Source organism: Pantoea sp. Ep11b (genome assembly GCF_040783975.1).
Classification (GTDB): Bacteria; Pseudomonadota; Gammaproteobacteria; order Enterobacterales; family Enterobacteriaceae; genus Pantoea.
This window is the reverse complement of sequence record NZ_CP160631.1, coordinates 1,070,332-1,086,548: the sequence shown is the minus strand read 5'-3', so window position 1 is coordinate 1,086,548 and position 16,217 is coordinate 1,070,332. Positions and strand designations below refer to the sequence as shown.

The window sequence follows — 16,217 nt, the reverse complement described above, 5'->3', positions numbered from 1 at the left end:
TGTGCTTTCCCGGTGTGATCTGTCGCCCATTTTTGCGTTTTTTTGCCAGATCATTACCCTGAACCCCGGTCCGGATGAGAAGTCAGGTGAAAAACATGCCCTATATCGTCGCGCTTACCGGAGGAATCGGCAGTGGAAAAAGTACCATTGCCCGGGCATTTGCCGCATCTGGCGTGAAGATTATTGATGCGGATTTGATCGCCCGTGAGGTGGTCGAGCCGGGTACCCCGGCTCTGCAGGCCATTCAGGCGCGCTATGGTTCATCGATCGTCACGCAACAGGGGGCGCTTGATCGTGCCCGGCTTCGCGACATTATTTTTCAGCAGCCGGAAGAGAAAAGCTGGTTAAACGCGCTGCTCCATCCGTTGATTAATGCCCGGACACGCGCGCTGATCGCGCAGGCCACCTCACCTTATGTGCTCTGGGTCGTGCCGCTACTGGTGGAAAACCAGTTACAGCACCAGGCTGACAGAGTGCTGGTCGTGGATGTCGATGAAGCAACACAGTTAGCGCGCACGCAGCAGCGTGATGGCCTCACCGCCGCGCAGGCACAACGTATTCTTGCCGCACAGGCCACGCGTCAGCAGCGCCTCGCCTGTGCCGATGACATTATTGATAATAGTGGCGAGCCCGATGATGCCTTGCCACAGGTTGCCAGACTTCATCAGCGCTACCTCAGGCTGGCGGCAACGAAACAGGATTAATACCATGAGCACACCCGTTCTGTTTGAACACCCACTGAATGAAAAAATGCGCACCTGGCTACGGGTTGAGTTTCTGATTAACCAGTTGGATGAGACCACCCCGCTGGATAAGACGGTGAATGCGCTGACCTTTTTCCGTGTGATTGCCGAACTGCTCGACATTTTCGAGCGGGGTGACATGCGTACCGAGCTGCTGAAAGAGCTTGAGCGTCAGCAGCAGAAATTACGTGCCTGGGCTGATGTGCCCGGTGTCGATATGACACTGGTTAATGCCCTCAGTGATAAACTGAGAATTCAGTCAACCCAGCTGATGAATGCGCCGCGAATGGGCCAGCAGCTGCGCGAGGATCGTCTTATTGCCCTCGTCCGCCAGCGCCTGAGCATCCCCGGCGGCTGCTGCAGCTTTGATTTACCAGGTCTGCACATCTGGCTGCATCTGCCCCAGGAGACGCGCGATGCCCAGGTCGAAGCCTGGATGCAGACGCTGGAGCCGCTGCATCATGCGCTGGCGATGGTGCTGGATCTGATCCGTCAGTCCGGCACCTTCCATCTGCAGACCAGCCTTAATGGTTTTTATCAGGATAATGCCGAAGGGGCCGATCTGCTGCGGCTGCAGCTGTCACTGGACGATGCGCTCTATCCCCAGGTCTCCGGCCACAAGAGCCGTTACGCCATCCGTTTTATGCCATTTGACAGCGAGCAGGGTGAAGTCCCGGCCCGCCTTAATTTTCAACTGGCCTGTTGTTAGAGGTAACCATGCAGCAAGATGTTATGACCGTTTCCTGTCCGCAGTGCGGCAAAGATGTCATCTGGGATGAGCTGAGCCCGTGGCGTCCCTTCTGCAGTAAGCGCTGCCAGCTTATTGATTTAGGGGAATGGGCCGCTGAAGAGAAGCGGATCCCCAGCAGCGACGACATGAATGACAGTGAAAACTGGAGTGAACAGGATCATTGATTAAAGAATGGGGCGCACCGCCCCATTCCCTCAGAGTTCGCCCGCGACCAGACGCGCAATCAGCGGGTGATTGGCTGGCGGAAACTCATCTGCCACCAGCGCCTGCTGATCGACCCAGCGCTGCGGCTGTCCCTCTTTGCCCCACGGCTCGCCTTTCCACCCCTCCACCAGGAAGAAGTGCAGCGTCACACGCAGGTCTTCATAGGTGTGGTCTGCATGACCCACCGGACGCGCCTCGGTAACCTCAATGCCGGTCTCTTCATGCAGTTCCCTGATCAGTCCCTGTTCGGCGCTTTCGCCCGCTTCAATCTTACCGCCAGGAAACTCCCATTTATTCGCCATGTAAGAACTCGCCGCGCGCTGGGCAAGGAAAATCTGTTTATTGGCATTACGAATGATGCCTACTGCAACCTGCAGGTGCTTCATGAAGAGTATCCGGTTGTAATCAATGAATGAGTGATGATTTTAGAGCATGCCTCTGCGGAAGTTAACCGCTTTAGCCCGGCGCGGCGCTGTCTGCTCAGGCAGTGCCGGTTCAGGGCAAAGGCGTAAAAAAGGAGCCAGCGGCTCCTTTTTATTCAGCGGTCAGTCTCAGGCGATACGGCCATGACACTGCTTGTACTTTTTGCCGGAACCGCATGGGCAGGGATCGTTGCGGCCCACTTTGCGCTCACCGCTCTGCTGCGGCTCTGGCTCCGCCAGCAGATCTTCTTCGACATGGCTCAGCTGCTGCTGCTGTGCCAGACGCTCGGCCTCTTCACGACGCTGCTGCTCCATCGCTTCTACCTCTTCCGGCATACGCACCTGAACCTTGCTCAGCGTGCTGATCACTTCATACTTCAGTGACTCCAGCATCGCCGCAAACATGGCGAAGGATTCACGCTTGTACTCCTGCTTCGGATCTTTCTGCGCATAGCCACGCAGATGGATACCCTGACGCAGATAGTCCATTGCAGCGAGATGTTCTTTCCACAGCGAATCCAGCGTCTGAAGCATCACGCCTTTTTCGAAGTTGCGCATCATCTCGGCGCCCACGATCTCCTCTTTCCCGGCATAGCTCTCGATCGCGCGGGCCATGATGCGTTCACGCAGCACTTCCTCATGCAGATCCGGCTCTTTATCCAGCCACTCCGCAATCGGCAGATCGAGATCAAAGTCCGCGCGCAGACGCTCTTCCAGGCCAGGCACATCCCACATCTCTTCCAGAGACTGCGGCGGAATGTAGGTGTCGATGGTGGCCTTATAGACATCATGACGAATGCTGTTGATGGTTTCGCTCACGTCGGAGACATCCAGCAGCTCATTACGCTGACTGTAGATAGCCCGACGCTGGTCATTCGCCACATCATCATATTCCAGCAGCTGCTTACGAATATCGAAGTTACGGCTCTCTACTTTGCGCTGTGCGTTGGCAATCGCTTTAGTGACCCACGGATGCTCAATCGCTTCACCCGGTTTCATGCCCAGTTTACGCATCATATTGGAGACGCGGTCCGAGGCAAAAATACGCATTAGCGCATCTTCCATTGAGAGATAGAAGCGTGATGAACCGGCGTCACCCTGACGGCCTGCACGACCGCGCAGCTGGTTATCAATACGACGCGATTCGTGACGCTCGGTCCCCACAATGTGCAGACCGCCGGACGCCAGAACCGCATCATGACGGATTTTCCACGCCGCTTTGATCTCTTCAATCTGCGCATCGGTCGGCGCTTCCAGCTCGGCCACTTCCGCGTGCCAGCTTCCGCCCAGCATGATGTCGGTACCACGTCCGGCCATGTTGGTGGCGATAGTGACCGCACCTGGCCGACCCGCCTGTGCCACGATATCCGCTTCGCGGGCGTGGAATTTGGCGTTAAGCACGTTATGTTTGATACCGGCGCGGGTCAGTTCGTTAGAGACCACTTCCGATTTCTCAATCGAGATGGTCCCCACCAGTACAGGCTGGCCGTTGGCGGTGCGCTCGCGGATATCTTCGATAATCGCATCGATCTTCTCTTTCTCGGTCATGTAGACCAGGTCAGCCAGATCTTTACGCACCATCGGACGGTTAGTCGGCACCACGATGGTGTCGAGCTTGTAGATAGAGCTGAATTCGAACGCTTCGGTATCGGCCGTACCGGTCATCCCGGCCAGCTTCTCGTAAATACGGAAATAGTTCTGGAAGGTGATCGAGGCCAGGGTCTGGTTCTCGTTCTGGATCTCTACACCTTCTTTCGCTTCGATCGCCTGATGCAGGCCATCGGACCAGCGACGCCCCTGCATGGTACGGCCGGTGTGTTCATCGACGATCACCACTTCGCCATCTTTCACGATGTAATCCACATCGCGGGTAAAGAGCGCGTGCGCACGCAGGGCCGCCGTAACGTGGTGCATCAGCATGATGTTGGTCGGCGAGTAGAGCGACTCACCCGCTTCCATAATCCCCTGGCTGACCAGCAGCTCTTCCACTTTCACCAGACCACGCTCAGACATGTGGGCCTGACGCGCTTTCTCATCGACCCAGAAGTCACCCTCGCCCTGATGGGTTTCGGAGTCCTCTTTATCCTGACGAACCAGATGCGGGATGATCTTGTTCACTTTGGTGTAAAGATCAGAGCTGTCCTCTGCCGGACCGGAGATGATCAGCGGCGTACGCGCTTCATCGATCAGGATGGAGTCGACCTCATCCACCAGCGCATAGTGGAGTTTACGCTGTACGCGCTCTTCCGGGCTGAAAGCCATGTTGTCGCGCAGGTAGTCGAAGCCATATTCGTTGTTGGTGCCGTAGGTGATGTCTGCCGCGTACGCTTCACGCTTCGCCACCGCTGGCAGGCCCGACATGTTGATGCCGATGCTCAGGCCCAGGAACTCGAACAGCGGACGGTTGTTTTCGGCATCACGCTGTGCCAGATAGTCGTTGACGGTCACGACGTGAACGCCTTTCCCCGACAGCGCATTCAGATAGGCTGGCAGCGTCGCGGTCAGGGTTTTACCTTCACCGGTACGCATCTCTGCGATGCAGCGATCGTTCAGCACCATGCCGCCAATCAGCTGCACGTCGAAGTGTCGCATCCCGAACACACGTTTACTGGCTTCGCGCACGGTGGCAAATGCTTCCGGAATCAGGCTTTCCAGGGATTCCCCTTTTTTCAGGCGCGCGCGGAACTCGTCAGTTTTCGCTTTCAGTTCATCATCAGAGAGCTTTTCGAAGTCAGGCTCCATTTTGTTGATGACGTCCACCACTTTGCGCATACGACGCAGGGTACGATCGTTACTGCTACCAAAAACCTTGGTTAATATTTTGCTTAACATAGTAAATATATTCTCAATTCAGCCGGCATATTGCGGGCTGCGAAATCTAAACAGAGTGAATAAAACCAAAAAGATTAGCAGAACAATCGGGCAGGCCCGGCGCGAATGCCATGCACGCTGGCATGCCACTCGACCCAGGAGCGGGTAACGGCCATAAAAAGCGGGGGAACAGCAAGCTGCTGCGATGCAGTGTGCAGCGCAGAGTGTGATGTCAGTAAATTGTGCAGGGAGTCGATCAGCGCCAGCTTTTGTGCTGCCAGCGGTAACGGCTGCTGCTCCGCCTGCGCCTGGGGCGCCAGCGTAAAGGAGAGATGACGGATAACGGTGCGGATTGCGTGCTGGTGCCAGTAGTCGACGCTGAAGCTCGGGCGCCGGGACGCTTCCTGAAGCCGGATCAGGTGGTCAAAACGAGTGGCGTTGCCCAGAAACAGGCTGCTGGCAGGCGATTCAGACGAAGCGTTGAGTTCGGAGCTTTGCGCGCAGGCTGGCAGGCCAAAGCTGGCCGCAACCATCCCCAACAGGAGATGAGGCCAGAAATAGCGTCTACCTAATTGTCGCCAGCGCTGAAGAATCCCGATCACAACCTTTCCATCGCGCATACTATGCTGCGCTCTTGTTTTTGTGTACCCGCCACGAAGCGCAACGGATGTCGGCCTGTAAAAGCGCCACAGATAGTAACATTAATGTGGGGCATCCACACCTGAGATTAAAGTGGCGGTGTGAGAAAACGCGCGTGATTGCTCAGCAATTCAGCAGCGGAAATCGCGTTTTGCGAGTGCGCTCGCAGCGATCGGGGGGAGAAAGAGGGGATAAAAAAACGGCTGGTGCCGCTGACCGGAGAGGGTGTCAGCATAACCAGCCGTTTCACGTTCCGGAGGCGTTACGCCAGAACCAGATTCGGTGCTTTGAATGCCAGCGGCAGTTCCGCTTCGTCTTCGAAGGTTGCCCATTCCCAGGCTTCCTGCTTCGCCAGAACCGCCTGCAGCAGCTTGTTGTTCAGCGCATGGCCCGATTTGAACGCAGTGAATGCGCCAATGATGTTGTGGCCACACATAAACAAGTCGCCAATGGCGTCCAGCATTTTGTGACGGACAAACTCGTCTTCAAAACGCAGGCCTTCTTCATTCAGTACGCGGAAATCATCCAGGCCTATCGCACAATCTAAGCTACCGCCCAGGCACAGGCCTTTAGACTGCAGATATTCGATTTCACGCATAAAGCCAAATGTACGCGCCCGGCTGATTTGACGAACAAAGGCGTCAGCAGAGAAGTTCATCGCATAGCGCTGTGAGCTGGAGTCGATCGCCGGGTGTTTAAAGTCGATGGTGAAATCGAGCGAGAAACCGTTATAAGGTTTGATCTCGGCCCATTTGTCACCCTCTTCCACACGCACGGCCTGCTTAACGCGCACAAATTTCTTCGCGCTGTTGAGCTGCTCGATACCCGCATCCATCAGCAGATAGATAAACGGTGCTGCGCTGCCGTCCATGATCGGGATCTCTGGCGCATCAACTTCAACAATGATGTTGTCGATACCCAGACCCGCAAGGGCGGCATTGAGGTGTTCAACCGTTGAAATACGTACGCCTTCATCATTCACCAGGCAGGTGCTCAGCATGGTGTCGCGCACGTATTTTGCATCAGCCGGAAAATCTACCGGTGGATTCAAGTCGGTGCGACGATAGATGACCCCGGTGTTAGCCGACGCAGGGCGTAAGGTCAGGGTGACTTTCTTGCCGGTATGCAAACCGACGCCAGTCGCCTGAACAATACGTTTTAATGTCCTTTGTTTGATCATCGCATTATCTCGCAGTATCACCTTTCCGACCGCCAGTATACTTTACCAGCGGGCAGACACTTTAGCACAAAGAGCGGAGAATCCCAATTATCGGGTTAATCCTAATCGGCCTGCTTACGTAAAAAGGCCGGAATATCAAGATAATCAGGCTCTTTGTTCGACTGTGCAGGCTGCTCGTTAACCACTTTAGCCGCCGGTTTCTGCTCCTGCGGCAGCGGTGACATACCGTGCTGCTGATAGCGATGATCCATCACTGGCTGGCTGGCTGGCTTGTTGGTCACCAGCGTGATTTCAGGACGCTTGTCCATGCCGATACCGGTTGCCACCACGGTGACGCGCAGTTCGTCATTCATTTCCGGATCCAGTGAGGTACCGATCACGACGGTCGCGTTATCAGACGCGAAGGCGCGGATGGTGTTACCCACGGTTTCGAACTCATCCAGACGCAGATCGAAGCCCGCCGTGATGTTGACCAGCACGCCGCGCGCGCCAGAGAGATCGATATCTTCCAGCAGTGGGCTTGAGATCGCCATTTCAGCCGCTTCTTCCGCACGATCTTCACCGCACGCAACGCCGGAACCCATCATCGCATAGCCCATTTCGGACATCACGGTGCGCACGTCAGCAAAGTCGACGTTCATCAGGCCCGGACGGGTGATCAGCTCGGCGATACCCTGGACAGCGCCTTTCAGCACGTCGTTCGCCGCACCAAATGCATCCAGCAGAGAGATGCCACGACCCAGCACTTTCAGCAGCTTGTCGTTTGGAATGGTGATCAGGGAATCCACATGTTTAGAGAGTTCAGCGATCCCCTGCTCGGCAAACGCCATGCGCTTTTTGCCTTCGAAGTTGAACGGCTTGGTAACCACAGCCACCGTCAGGATACCCAGATCCTTAGCCACTTCAGCGACTACAGGTGCTGCACCGGTTCCGGTACCGCCGCCCATGCCGGCTGCGATGAACACCATGTCTGCCCCTTCCAGCGCAGAACGCAGTGCTTCGCGATCTTCTTCTGCAGAGTTACGGCCCACTTCCGGGTTCGCACCCGCACCCAGACCCTTGGTAATGTTATTACCGATCTGGATGGTCTGGCCGACAGCTGTTTTACGCAGCGCTTGCGCGTCGGTATTCACAGCAAAGAATTCCACACCTTCGATACGCTCGCGTACCATGTGCTCTACGGCGTTACCGCCGCCGCCACCGACGCCGATGACTTTAATCACCGCGTCGTTGGTTAATTCCATAGGTTCAAACATGATTTCTCTCCGTTATGTGCCTGTCGCCTGGAGATCACAAAAGAAAACAGCATGATCCCCTTTCACAAAAATTAAAACTCTTTTTTTAACCAACTGTTAATACGCTTGAACCAGTTGCCTACTGAGACACGTTTTTCGGTCTCTGCATCACCGTTCATGTGCGACTCTTTGCCGTAGTGCAACAGTCCCACTGCGGTGGAGTAGTACGACTCCTGCGCATAGTCAGTCAGGCCGGTAATATTCAGCGGCTGTCCGATACGCACCTGCGTATGGAATACGCGTTGCGCACAGGCCGCCAGTCCTTCGATTTGCGCGGCACCCCCGGTCAGGACAATGCCTGCGGCCAGATGATGCTTCACGCCCTGCTGACGCAGTTGTTCCTGTAACTGCAGAATCTCGTCATTGACCAGATTCAAAAGTTCGGTGTAACGCGGCTCAATCACTTCTGCCAGCGTCTGACGCTGCAGGCTGCGCGGTGGACGTCCGCCCACGCTCGGCACTTCAACGTTCTCATCTTTGCCGACAATCGAACCCAGTGCGCAGCCATGGCGCACTTTGATCGCTTCAGCGTCCGTCGGCGGTGTACCAAACGCATAGGCGATGTCACTGGTCACGACGTTACCTGCATATGGAATCACCTTAGTGTGCCGTAAAGCGCCGCCGGTATATACGGCAATGTCCATTGTACCGCCACCAATGTCGACAACACATACGCCCAGCTCACGTTCATCTTCAGTCAGTACGGCAAAACTGGAGGCGAGACCGGCAAAAATCAGCTGATCGACCTTCAGTCCGCAGCGCTCAACGGCTTTGACGATGTTCTTCGCCATGTCGTTGTGGCAGGTGATCAGGTGCACTTTCGCCTGCATACGCACGCCGGACAGACCCACCGGGTTTTTGATCCCTTCCTGGTAGTCGATGGCGTACTCCTGAGGGATGACATGCAGGATGCGATGCTCGTCGCGCACACGAACCGATTTCGCGGTATGGACGACGTTCTCCACATCATCCTGAGTCACTTCCTCTTCGGAAATCGGAACCATCCCGATTTCGTTCTGACAACTGATATGTTTGCCCGATAAAGCAAGGTAGACGGAGGAGATCTGGCAGTCTGCCATCAGCTCAGCCTGGTCGATGGCGCGCTGAACGCATTTCACCACCGACTCAAGGTCGTTTACGCCACCTTTATCCATACCACGGGACGGGCAGCTGCCCACCCCAATAATGTTGACCATACCATCGGGCAGAATTTCCCCAACCAGGGCGGCAACCTTCGCAGTGCCGATTTCGAGTCCAACTACCAGTTTTCTGTCCGTTGCCTTGATCATTGTTGTTTAGCCTGTGCCTGGTTCTGTTGCTGATTACTGTCCTGTGGCTCCATCACGACCGGTGTCCAGCCCACAGAAGCACCAGAGTCGTATCGCAAATCCACGTAGCTGATACGTTTGCTCTCGTTCTGACCTTGCTGCTGCAGCACCGGATAGAGCTCAATAAAGCGATTCAGTCGTTTCATCGTGTCGCTGCGTCCCAGTTCGATGCGGATATCATCGCTGGTGACCAGTTGCCATGAACGCCGGGCCGTCATCGACGCCACCTTCAGCGTAAACTTCCGGGCTTTCAGCACATCATCCATGCTGTGATAGCCCGCCAGGACCTCTTTCTCACTCCCTTCCGGCCCATACAACATCGGCAGTACCTCTTTGCCGACATGACTGGCGGGTACGCTGAAGGAAACGCCTTCCGCGTCCACCATATGCAAATCATTCCAGCGCGCCACCGGCGTGTACTCGACCAGATGGATTTTCAGCTCATCCGGCCACTGCTTACGCACGCTGACCTGCTTAATCCAGGGCAGCCGCTCAATCTGCTGCTGCAGGATATCCACATTCTGAGACATAAACGTGCCGGGCGGACCCAGCGACAGAATCGCCTGGCGGATATCATCGTGCGTGGTGTAGTGCGTCTGCCCTGTCACCACCAGTTTCGATAACGGCAGCCGGGACGCATCATTCATCCACTTCAGCACCGCCAGTCCGCCAGCCACCATAATCCCGATAACGGTCAGCAAAAAAATGATGCCGAACAGTCGGGCTCCGTTACTGCGGCCGGTGCGAATACGCTCCTGCGGTTCACGGTTTCGAACTCTCATCGCCGCCTGTGACATATCAGTCGGCCAGCTCCAGAATATGGGCAACCAGCTGCGGGAAACTCATGCCCGCCTGTTTTGCCGCCATCGGCACCAGGCTGTGACTGGTCATACCCGGCGAGGTGTTCGCCTCCAGGAGCTGGAAGTGCCCTGCCCCATCGGTCATCACATCTATCCGTCCCCAGCCGCTGCATCCCAGCGCACGCCAGGCGGCCAGCACCAGCTGCTGTAGCTCCGCCTCGCGTTCAGGGCTTAAATCTGCCGGACAGAGGTACTGAGTATCGTCAGAAATGTATTTTGCTTCATAATCATAGAACTCGCTGGCGCTCTTTATTTCGATGGCCGGCAGGATGCGGTCGCCCACAATCGCCACGGTATACTCCGCGCCGCTGAGAAACGCCTCAACCAGCACATCGTTGTCGTGCTTAAACGCCAGTTCCAGCGCCGCAGGCAGCGCGCTCAGATCGTTGACCCGGCTGATACCCACGCTGGAGCCTTCACAGGCGGGCTTAACAAACAGCGGCAAGCCCAGCGCCGCAATCTCCGCGTGACACGCGGCATCCAGTCCGGCATCACACTGCTGACGTGTCAGCCAGACAAAGCGGCCTGAAGGTAAGCCACGCCCCTGCCACAGCAGTTTGGTACGCAGCTTGTCCATAGTCACCGCCGAGGCCATCACGCCGCTGCCGGTATAGGGCAGTTGCAGAAACTCCAGGACGGCCTGCAGCGTGCCATCCTCTCCGCCCCGGCCATGCAGCGCGATAAAGGCTTTGGTGAAGCCCTGCTCTTTCAGCGTCAGCACAGAGACGTCGCGGGTGTCGATGCCCTCGGCATCAATCCCCATTTCCCGTAATCCGGCGACAACGGCCTGACCTGAATTCAGCGAAACCTCGCGCTCTGCCGAGGTGCCGCCCATTAATACAGCCACTTTATCAGCCATGACGATCCTCCGCTTCAGGCGCTGGCTGGAGTTTGATCTCAGCCAGTTTACGCGCCACTTTGCCGACGTTTCCGGCACCCTGAACCAGAATCAGGTCGTTACCTGACAGCAGCGGCGCCAGCATCTCCGGCAGGGCCTCATGTTCCGTGACCAGGATCGGATCGACCTTGCCACGGTTACGGATCGCCCGGCACAGCGAACGGCTGTCAGCCCCCGGAATGGCGGTTTCACCGGCCGAGTAAACATCCAGCATCAGCAGCACATCCACATGGGACAACACGTTGGCAAAATCGTCGAACAGGTCGCGGGTCCGGCTGTAGCGGTGCGGCTGAAACACCATCACCAGCTTTTTATCCGGCCAGCCTGCGCGTGCGGCTTTGATCGTCGCATCCACTTCGGTGGGATGATGGCCGTAGTCATCCACCAGCATCGCGCTGCCTGGCTGACCATTGACCGGCTCTGTCGGGAACTCACCCAGCAGATCAAAGCGACGACCGGTACCCTGGAAACTCTCCAGCGCAGCCAGAATTGCATTGTCTTCAATGCCCTCTTCGCTGGCGACGGCGACGGCGGCGGCCGCGTTCAGGGCGTTGTGACGGCCCGGCGCGTTCAGCGTAATCTTCAGCGGCGCTTTATCCTGACGGATCAGGGTGAAATGGCCCTGGGCACCCAGCTGCTCGTAGTTCTCGATCCGCAGATCCGCATCGTCGCTGAAGCCGTAAGTGGTGATATGGCGTCCCACGCGCGGGATCAGGTCACGGATCACCGCATCATCCACGCACATCACTGCGCGACCATAAAACGGCAGGTTGTGCAGGAAGTTAATAAACGTCTGCTTCAGGTTCCCGAAATCGCCCTGATAAGTGTCCATGTGATCGGCTTCGATGTTGGTCACAATCGCCACCATCGGCTGCAGATGCAGGAACGACGCATCGCTCTCATCCGCTTCGGCAATCAGATAGCGGCTGTGACCCAGGCGCGCATGGGTGCCTGCGGCTTTCACCAGGCCGCCGTTAACGAAGGTCGGATCGAGACCCGCTTCCGCATAAATACTTGAAACCATCGCCGTGGTGGTGGTTTTGCCATGCGTCCCGGCAACGGCGATGCCGTGACGGAAGCGCATCAGCTCAGCCAGCATCTCCGCACGGCGGATCACCGGGATACGCTGTTCGCGGGCCGCCACCAGTTCAGGGTTATCCTGCGAAACGGCGCTGGACACCACGACCACGCTGGCATCGGTGACGTTCTCAGGGCGATGGTTAAAATAAATGGTGGCACCCAGTCCGGTCAGATGCTGTGTCACCGGGTTAGGGGCCAGATCTGAACCGCTGATATGGTAGCCTTCATTTGCTAACACTTCGGCAATACCGCCCATGCCCGCACCACCGATGCCGACAAAGTGGATGTGCCGGACGCGACGCATCTCGGGCACAATAGAACGCAGTTTTGCCAATTGTTGTGTATTCATCGCTCTCAATTACCTGCTCTTTCAGTTTGTACCCGCTCCGGGTACAGGTCAGACGCGCTGACCGGAATGATTACTTTGCGGCGCGAGCCACTTCCTGAGCGACCCGTTCGGTCGCATCGGGGATCGCCACCTGACGGGCCTGTTCAGCCATCGTCAGCAGTGTTGCGCGATCCCAGTGGCGGAGCTGATCCGCGACGGCCTCCGCCGTAAACTGCGGCTGCTCAAAAATTCTGGCGGCGCCCGCTTTCTCCAGCGGCAGCGCGTTCCAGTACTGCTGGCGATCTTTATGCTGAAACGGCACAAAAATCGCCGGTAAACCTGCGGCAGCGACTTCGCTCACGGTTAACGCACCAGAGCGACACACCACCAGGTCCGCCCAGGCGTAGGCGGCCGCCATATCATCAATAAACTCGGTCACCTTGTGCCGGCTCTGACCGGCCTGCTGATAGGCTTTCTCGGTTTCGGGCAGCGCCCCTTTACCGGTCTGGTGCCACAGGGTGATCTCATCACCCACCCGCGCCGCGACCTGCGGCAGGGTCTGATTCAGTATCCGTGCGCCCTGACTGCCGCCAATCACCAGCACCCGCACGGGGCCGTGACGACCAGCCATCCGCTGCGCAGGCAGCGGCAGCGCCAGAACATCGGTACGCACCGGGTTTCCTACCACATCAGCGGCGGGGAAGGCGCCCGGGAAAGCCTGCAGCACTTTGGTGGCGATTTTCGACAGCCACTTGTTAGTCAATCCGGCGATGCCATTCTGCTCATGCAGCACCACCGGAATGCCACAACTCCAGGCCGCCAGACCGCCGGGGCCCGAAACGTAGCCGCCCATGCCCAGCACCACATCCGGCTGCCAGGCTTTCATGATGCGGCGCGCCTGACGCCATGCGTTGAAAATGCGCAGCGGGGCCTGCAGGAGGGCTTTCAGGCCTTTGCCGCGTAATCCGCTGATGCGGATAAAGTCGATGTCGATGCCATGCTTTGGCACCAGATCGGCTTCCATACGGTCGGCCGTACCCAGCCAGCGCACCTCCCAGCCCTGCTCCATCAGATGATGGGCGACAGCCAGACCGGGAAAGACATGTCCACCGGTTCCGCCTGCCATCACCATCAATCGCTTACCGCTCATCGACCACCTCGGGTAAACGCCTGCGCTTTCGCCAGGCGCGTTTCATAATCTATGCGTAATAAAAAGACGATGGCCGTCGACATAATGATCAGACTCGACCCACCGTAGCTGATCAGCGGTAACGTCAGACCTTTGGTCGGCAGCATACCGGCGGCGGCCCCGACATTAACCAGCGCCTGGAAGCTGAACCAGACCCCGATCGAACAGGCCAGAAAGCCGGAGAAACGCTGATCCAGCTCCAGTGCACGGCGACCAATCGACATCGCACGAAAAGCGACGAAGAATACCATTAAAAGTGCCAATACCACACCGACGTAGCCGAGTTCTTCCCCTATGATGGCGAAAATAAAGTCGGTATGCGCTTCCGGCAGATATTCCAGCTTTTGTACGGAGTTACCCAGCCCCTGGCCCCAGAATTCGCCGCGACCAAATGCCATCAGCGACTGCGTCAGCTGATAGCCGCTACCAAAGGGATCTTCCCACGGATTCCAGAACGAGGTCACACGGCGCATACGGTAAGGTTCGGCGATAATCAGCAGGATCACCGCGAAAATACCGGAGCCGATGATGGCCATGAACTGCCACAGTTTGGCACCCGCCAGAAACAGCATCGCCAGCGTGGTCACAAAGAGTACGACGACCGTTCCGAGGTCGGGCTGCGCCAGCAGTAAAACCGCCAGTACCACCATCACGCCCATCGGCTTACAGAAGCCCCAGAAGTTGTTACGCACCTCCTCTACCTTGCGCACCAGGTAGCTGGCGAGATAGCAGAACAGGGAGAGCTTCGACAGCTCGGCAGGCTGAATACGCAGTGGCCCCAGCGCGATCCAGCGCGAGGCCCCGTTAACCGAGCTACCGACCACCAGAACAATCAGCAGCATCGCTACCGTCACCATCAGCATCACGTTGCTGTAACGTTGCCAGAAATCCATCGGCACCCGCAGCGTGACCAGCGCCATACCAAAGGCCAGCGCAATATAGAACGCATCACGCTTGGCAAAGTAGAACAGGTCATCGTTGAGACGCTGACCGACCGGCATTGAGGCCGATGTCACCATCACAAAACCGATCACCGCCAGGCCCAGCGTCAGCCATAGCAGCGTGCGGTCATAGAGCACCAGCGACGTGTCATCGCTCTCGCGTGCGCCCATGACCCAGTCTTTCAGGCGTCCGCCAAAGAATTGCGCCACACCGGCACCAGGAATACGCATCAGCTCAGCTCCTTCGCCAGTTGCGCGAACTGCTCACCGCGCTGCTCAAAGTTACGGAACTGGTCAAGGCTGGCGCAGGCGGGCGACAGCAGCACCATGTCGCCAGACCGGACCTGTGGCGCAATCTGCTCCATCGCCTGACGCAGCGTCTCCGTGCGCACAGCAATCTCCGGACGCAGTGCCGCCAGCGCATCACCATCGCGGCCAAAGCAGTAGAGGCGGATATGGTCGCCCTGCAGCCAGGGAAGCAGCGGCGAGAAGTCGGCAGACTTTCCGTCCCCGCCCATCAGCAGCCACAGAGTTCCCTCTACCTGCAGGCCGTTCAGCGCCGCTTCGGTGCTGCCGACGTTGGTGGCTTTGGAGTCGTTAATCCAGCGCACGCCCTGATGTTCATGGACCAGCTGAAAACGGTGCGCCAGGCCGCTGAACTGCGTCAGGGCAGCCAGACTGGAGGCGCGAGGCAGACCGACCGCATCGGCCAGCGCCAGCGCCGCCAGCGCGTTCGCGTAGTTGTGCTGTCCCACCATCTTCATTTCGGCCGTGTTCAGCACTTTCTCGCCCTTCACCCGCAGCCAGATACTGCCCTGCTGCTTGTTAAGGTGGTAGTCGCCAAAGTCGATACCGAAGCTGATGCAGCGGTTATCTGCGCCGCGCACCGGCATCGTCAGCGCATCATCGGCGTTAACGACGCAGGTTCGGGCGTTCTCGTAGATCCGCAGTTTGGCCGCGCGATACTGCTGCATGCCCAGCGGATAACGATCCATATGATCTTCGCTGACGTTCAGCACGGTGGCCGCCGCCGCTTTGAGGCTGCTGGTGGTCTCCAGCTGAAAACTGGAGAGTTCCAGCACATAGAGCTGTGCCGGAGTCTGCAGCAGGCTCAGCGCAGGCAGGCCGATATTGCCGCCGACGCCCACCTGCCAGCCCGCCGCTTTTGCCATCTCGCCGACCAGCGTGGTGACGGTGCTTTTGCCGTTAGAGCCGGTAATCGCCACGATCGGGGCCTGCGCCTCGCGGCAGAACAGCTCAATGTCACCGACGATTTCGATACCGGCGTCTGCCGCTTCACTGAGCACCGGGTGCGCCAGCGCGATACCCGGGCTGGCCACAATCAGGTCGGCGGCCAGCAGCCAGTCGCCGTTGAGTCCGCCCAGATGACGTTCAACCTGGCCGGGCAGTTTTTCCAGCCCCGGCGGCGAGACACGGGTGTCCATCACGCGAGGCGTTACGCCCTGCGCTAAAAAGAAATCAACACAGGAGAGCCCGGTCAGGCCCAGCCCGATGATGACGACTTTTCTACCCTGATAGTCAGCCATG

15 protein-coding genes are annotated in these 16,217 nt (G+C 57.6%); 3 read left to right on the top strand and 12 right to left on the bottom strand.

Features of this window, described 5'->3' with window-relative positions:
• The first annotated feature begins 95 nt into the window (after nt 1-95).
• Genes coaE through yacG form a run of 3 tightly spaced genes read left to right on the top strand, consistent with a single transcriptional unit; the run spans nt 96 to nt 1,658 of the window.
• Nucleotides 96-704 carry a dephospho-CoA kinase gene (coaE, locus tag AB1748_RS04985; RefSeq protein ID WP_111139418.1) on the top strand — a complete coding sequence of 203 codons (609 nt, stop codon included), beginning with the start codon at nt 96-98 and terminating at the stop codon, nt 702-704.
• Between the two features lie 4 nt (nt 705-708).
• A complete protein-coding gene (gene zapD / locus AB1748_RS04980; RefSeq protein ID WP_111139417.1) occupies nt 709-1,452 on the top strand; it encodes a cell division protein ZapD in 744 nt (247 codons plus the stop codon).
• 8 nt (nt 1,453-1,460) lie between these two features.
• Nucleotides 1,461-1,658 carry a DNA gyrase inhibitor YacG gene (yacG, locus tag AB1748_RS04975; RefSeq protein ID WP_111139416.1) on the top strand — a complete coding sequence of 66 codons (198 nt, stop codon included), beginning with the start codon at nt 1,461-1,463 and terminating at the stop codon, nt 1,656-1,658.
• Between the two features lie 30 nt (nt 1,659-1,688).
• Here the strand turns inward: yacG and mutT are convergent, their stop codons facing one another.
• The 12 genes from mutT to murD all read right to left on the bottom strand — a co-directional run bounded on the left by mutT (nt 1,689) and on the right by murD (nt 16,216).
• Complete coding sequence (gene mutT / locus AB1748_RS04970) at nt 1,689-2,084, bottom strand: 8-oxo-dGTP diphosphatase MutT (protein ID WP_367396080.1); 396 nt, start codon at nt 2,082-2,084, stop codon at nt 1,689-1,691.
• Nucleotides 2,085-2,249: 165 nt separating this feature from the next.
• A complete protein-coding gene (gene secA, locus AB1748_RS04965; protein ID WP_293774781.1) occupies nt 2,250-4,952 on the bottom strand; it encodes a preprotein translocase subunit SecA in 2,703 nt (900 codons plus the stop codon).
• 74 nt (nt 4,953-5,026) lie between these two features.
• Nucleotides 5,027-5,533: a secA translation cis-regulator SecM gene (gene secM, locus AB1748_RS04960; protein ID WP_233498976.1), complete on the bottom strand. Its 507-nt coding sequence runs from the start codon at nt 5,531-5,533 to the stop codon at nt 5,027-5,029.
• 299 nt (nt 5,534-5,832) lie between these two features.
• The gene (lpxC, locus tag AB1748_RS04955; protein WP_111139412.1) at nt 5,833-6,750 is read right to left on the bottom strand and encodes a UDP-3-O-acyl-N-acetylglucosamine deacetylase; all 918 of its coding nucleotides are present in this window, start codon (nt 6,748-6,750) and stop codon (nt 5,833-5,835) included.
• A gap of 101 nt (nt 6,751-6,851) precedes the next feature.
• Nucleotides 6,852-8,006 carry a cell division protein FtsZ gene (gene ftsZ / locus AB1748_RS04950; protein WP_111139411.1) on the bottom strand — a complete coding sequence of 385 codons (1,155 nt, stop codon included), beginning with the start codon at nt 8,004-8,006 and terminating at the stop codon, nt 6,852-6,854.
• A 71-nt stretch (nt 8,007-8,077) separates the two neighbouring features.
• Nucleotides 8,078-9,334 carry a cell division protein FtsA gene (ftsA, locus tag AB1748_RS04945; RefSeq protein ID WP_003854739.1) on the bottom strand — a complete coding sequence of 419 codons (1,257 nt, stop codon included), beginning with the start codon at nt 9,332-9,334 and terminating at the stop codon, nt 8,078-8,080.
• Nucleotides 9,331-10,170: a cell division protein FtsQ gene (ftsQ, locus tag AB1748_RS04940; protein ID WP_111139410.1), complete on the bottom strand. Its 840-nt coding sequence runs from the start codon at nt 10,168-10,170 to the stop codon at nt 9,331-9,333. Before ftsQ ends, ftsA begins: the two co-directional genes overlap by 4 nt.
• Nucleotide 10,171: 1 nt before the next feature.
• Nucleotides 10,172-11,092, bottom strand: a complete 921-nt coding sequence (locus AB1748_RS04935; RefSeq protein ID WP_111139409.1) for a D-alanine--D-alanine ligase — start codon at nt 11,090-11,092, stop codon at nt 10,172-10,174.
• Nucleotides 11,085-12,560, bottom strand: coding sequence for a UDP-N-acetylmuramate--L-alanine ligase (gene murC / locus AB1748_RS04930; protein WP_111139408.1), 1,476 nt, complete (start codon nt 12,558-12,560; stop codon nt 11,085-11,087). The genes AB1748_RS04935 and murC overlap by 8 nt, the downstream gene beginning before the upstream one ends.
• A 70-nt stretch (nt 12,561-12,630) precedes the next feature.
• Complete coding sequence (murG, locus tag AB1748_RS04925) at nt 12,631-13,689, bottom strand: undecaprenyldiphospho-muramoylpentapeptide beta-N-acetylglucosaminyltransferase (protein WP_367396079.1); 1,059 nt, start codon at nt 13,687-13,689, stop codon at nt 12,631-12,633.
• Entirely contained in the window at nt 13,686-14,900 is a 1,215-nt protein-coding gene (ftsW, locus tag AB1748_RS04920; protein WP_111139406.1) for a cell division protein FtsW, read from the bottom strand. Before ftsW ends, murG begins: the two co-directional genes overlap by 4 nt.
• The gene (gene murD, locus AB1748_RS04915; RefSeq protein ID WP_367396078.1) at nt 14,900-16,216 is read right to left on the bottom strand and encodes a UDP-N-acetylmuramoyl-L-alanine--D-glutamate ligase; all 1,317 of its coding nucleotides are present in this window, start codon (nt 16,214-16,216) and stop codon (nt 14,900-14,902) included. Before murD ends, ftsW begins: the two co-directional genes overlap by 1 nt.
• Nucleotide 16,217 lies beyond the last annotated feature (1 nt).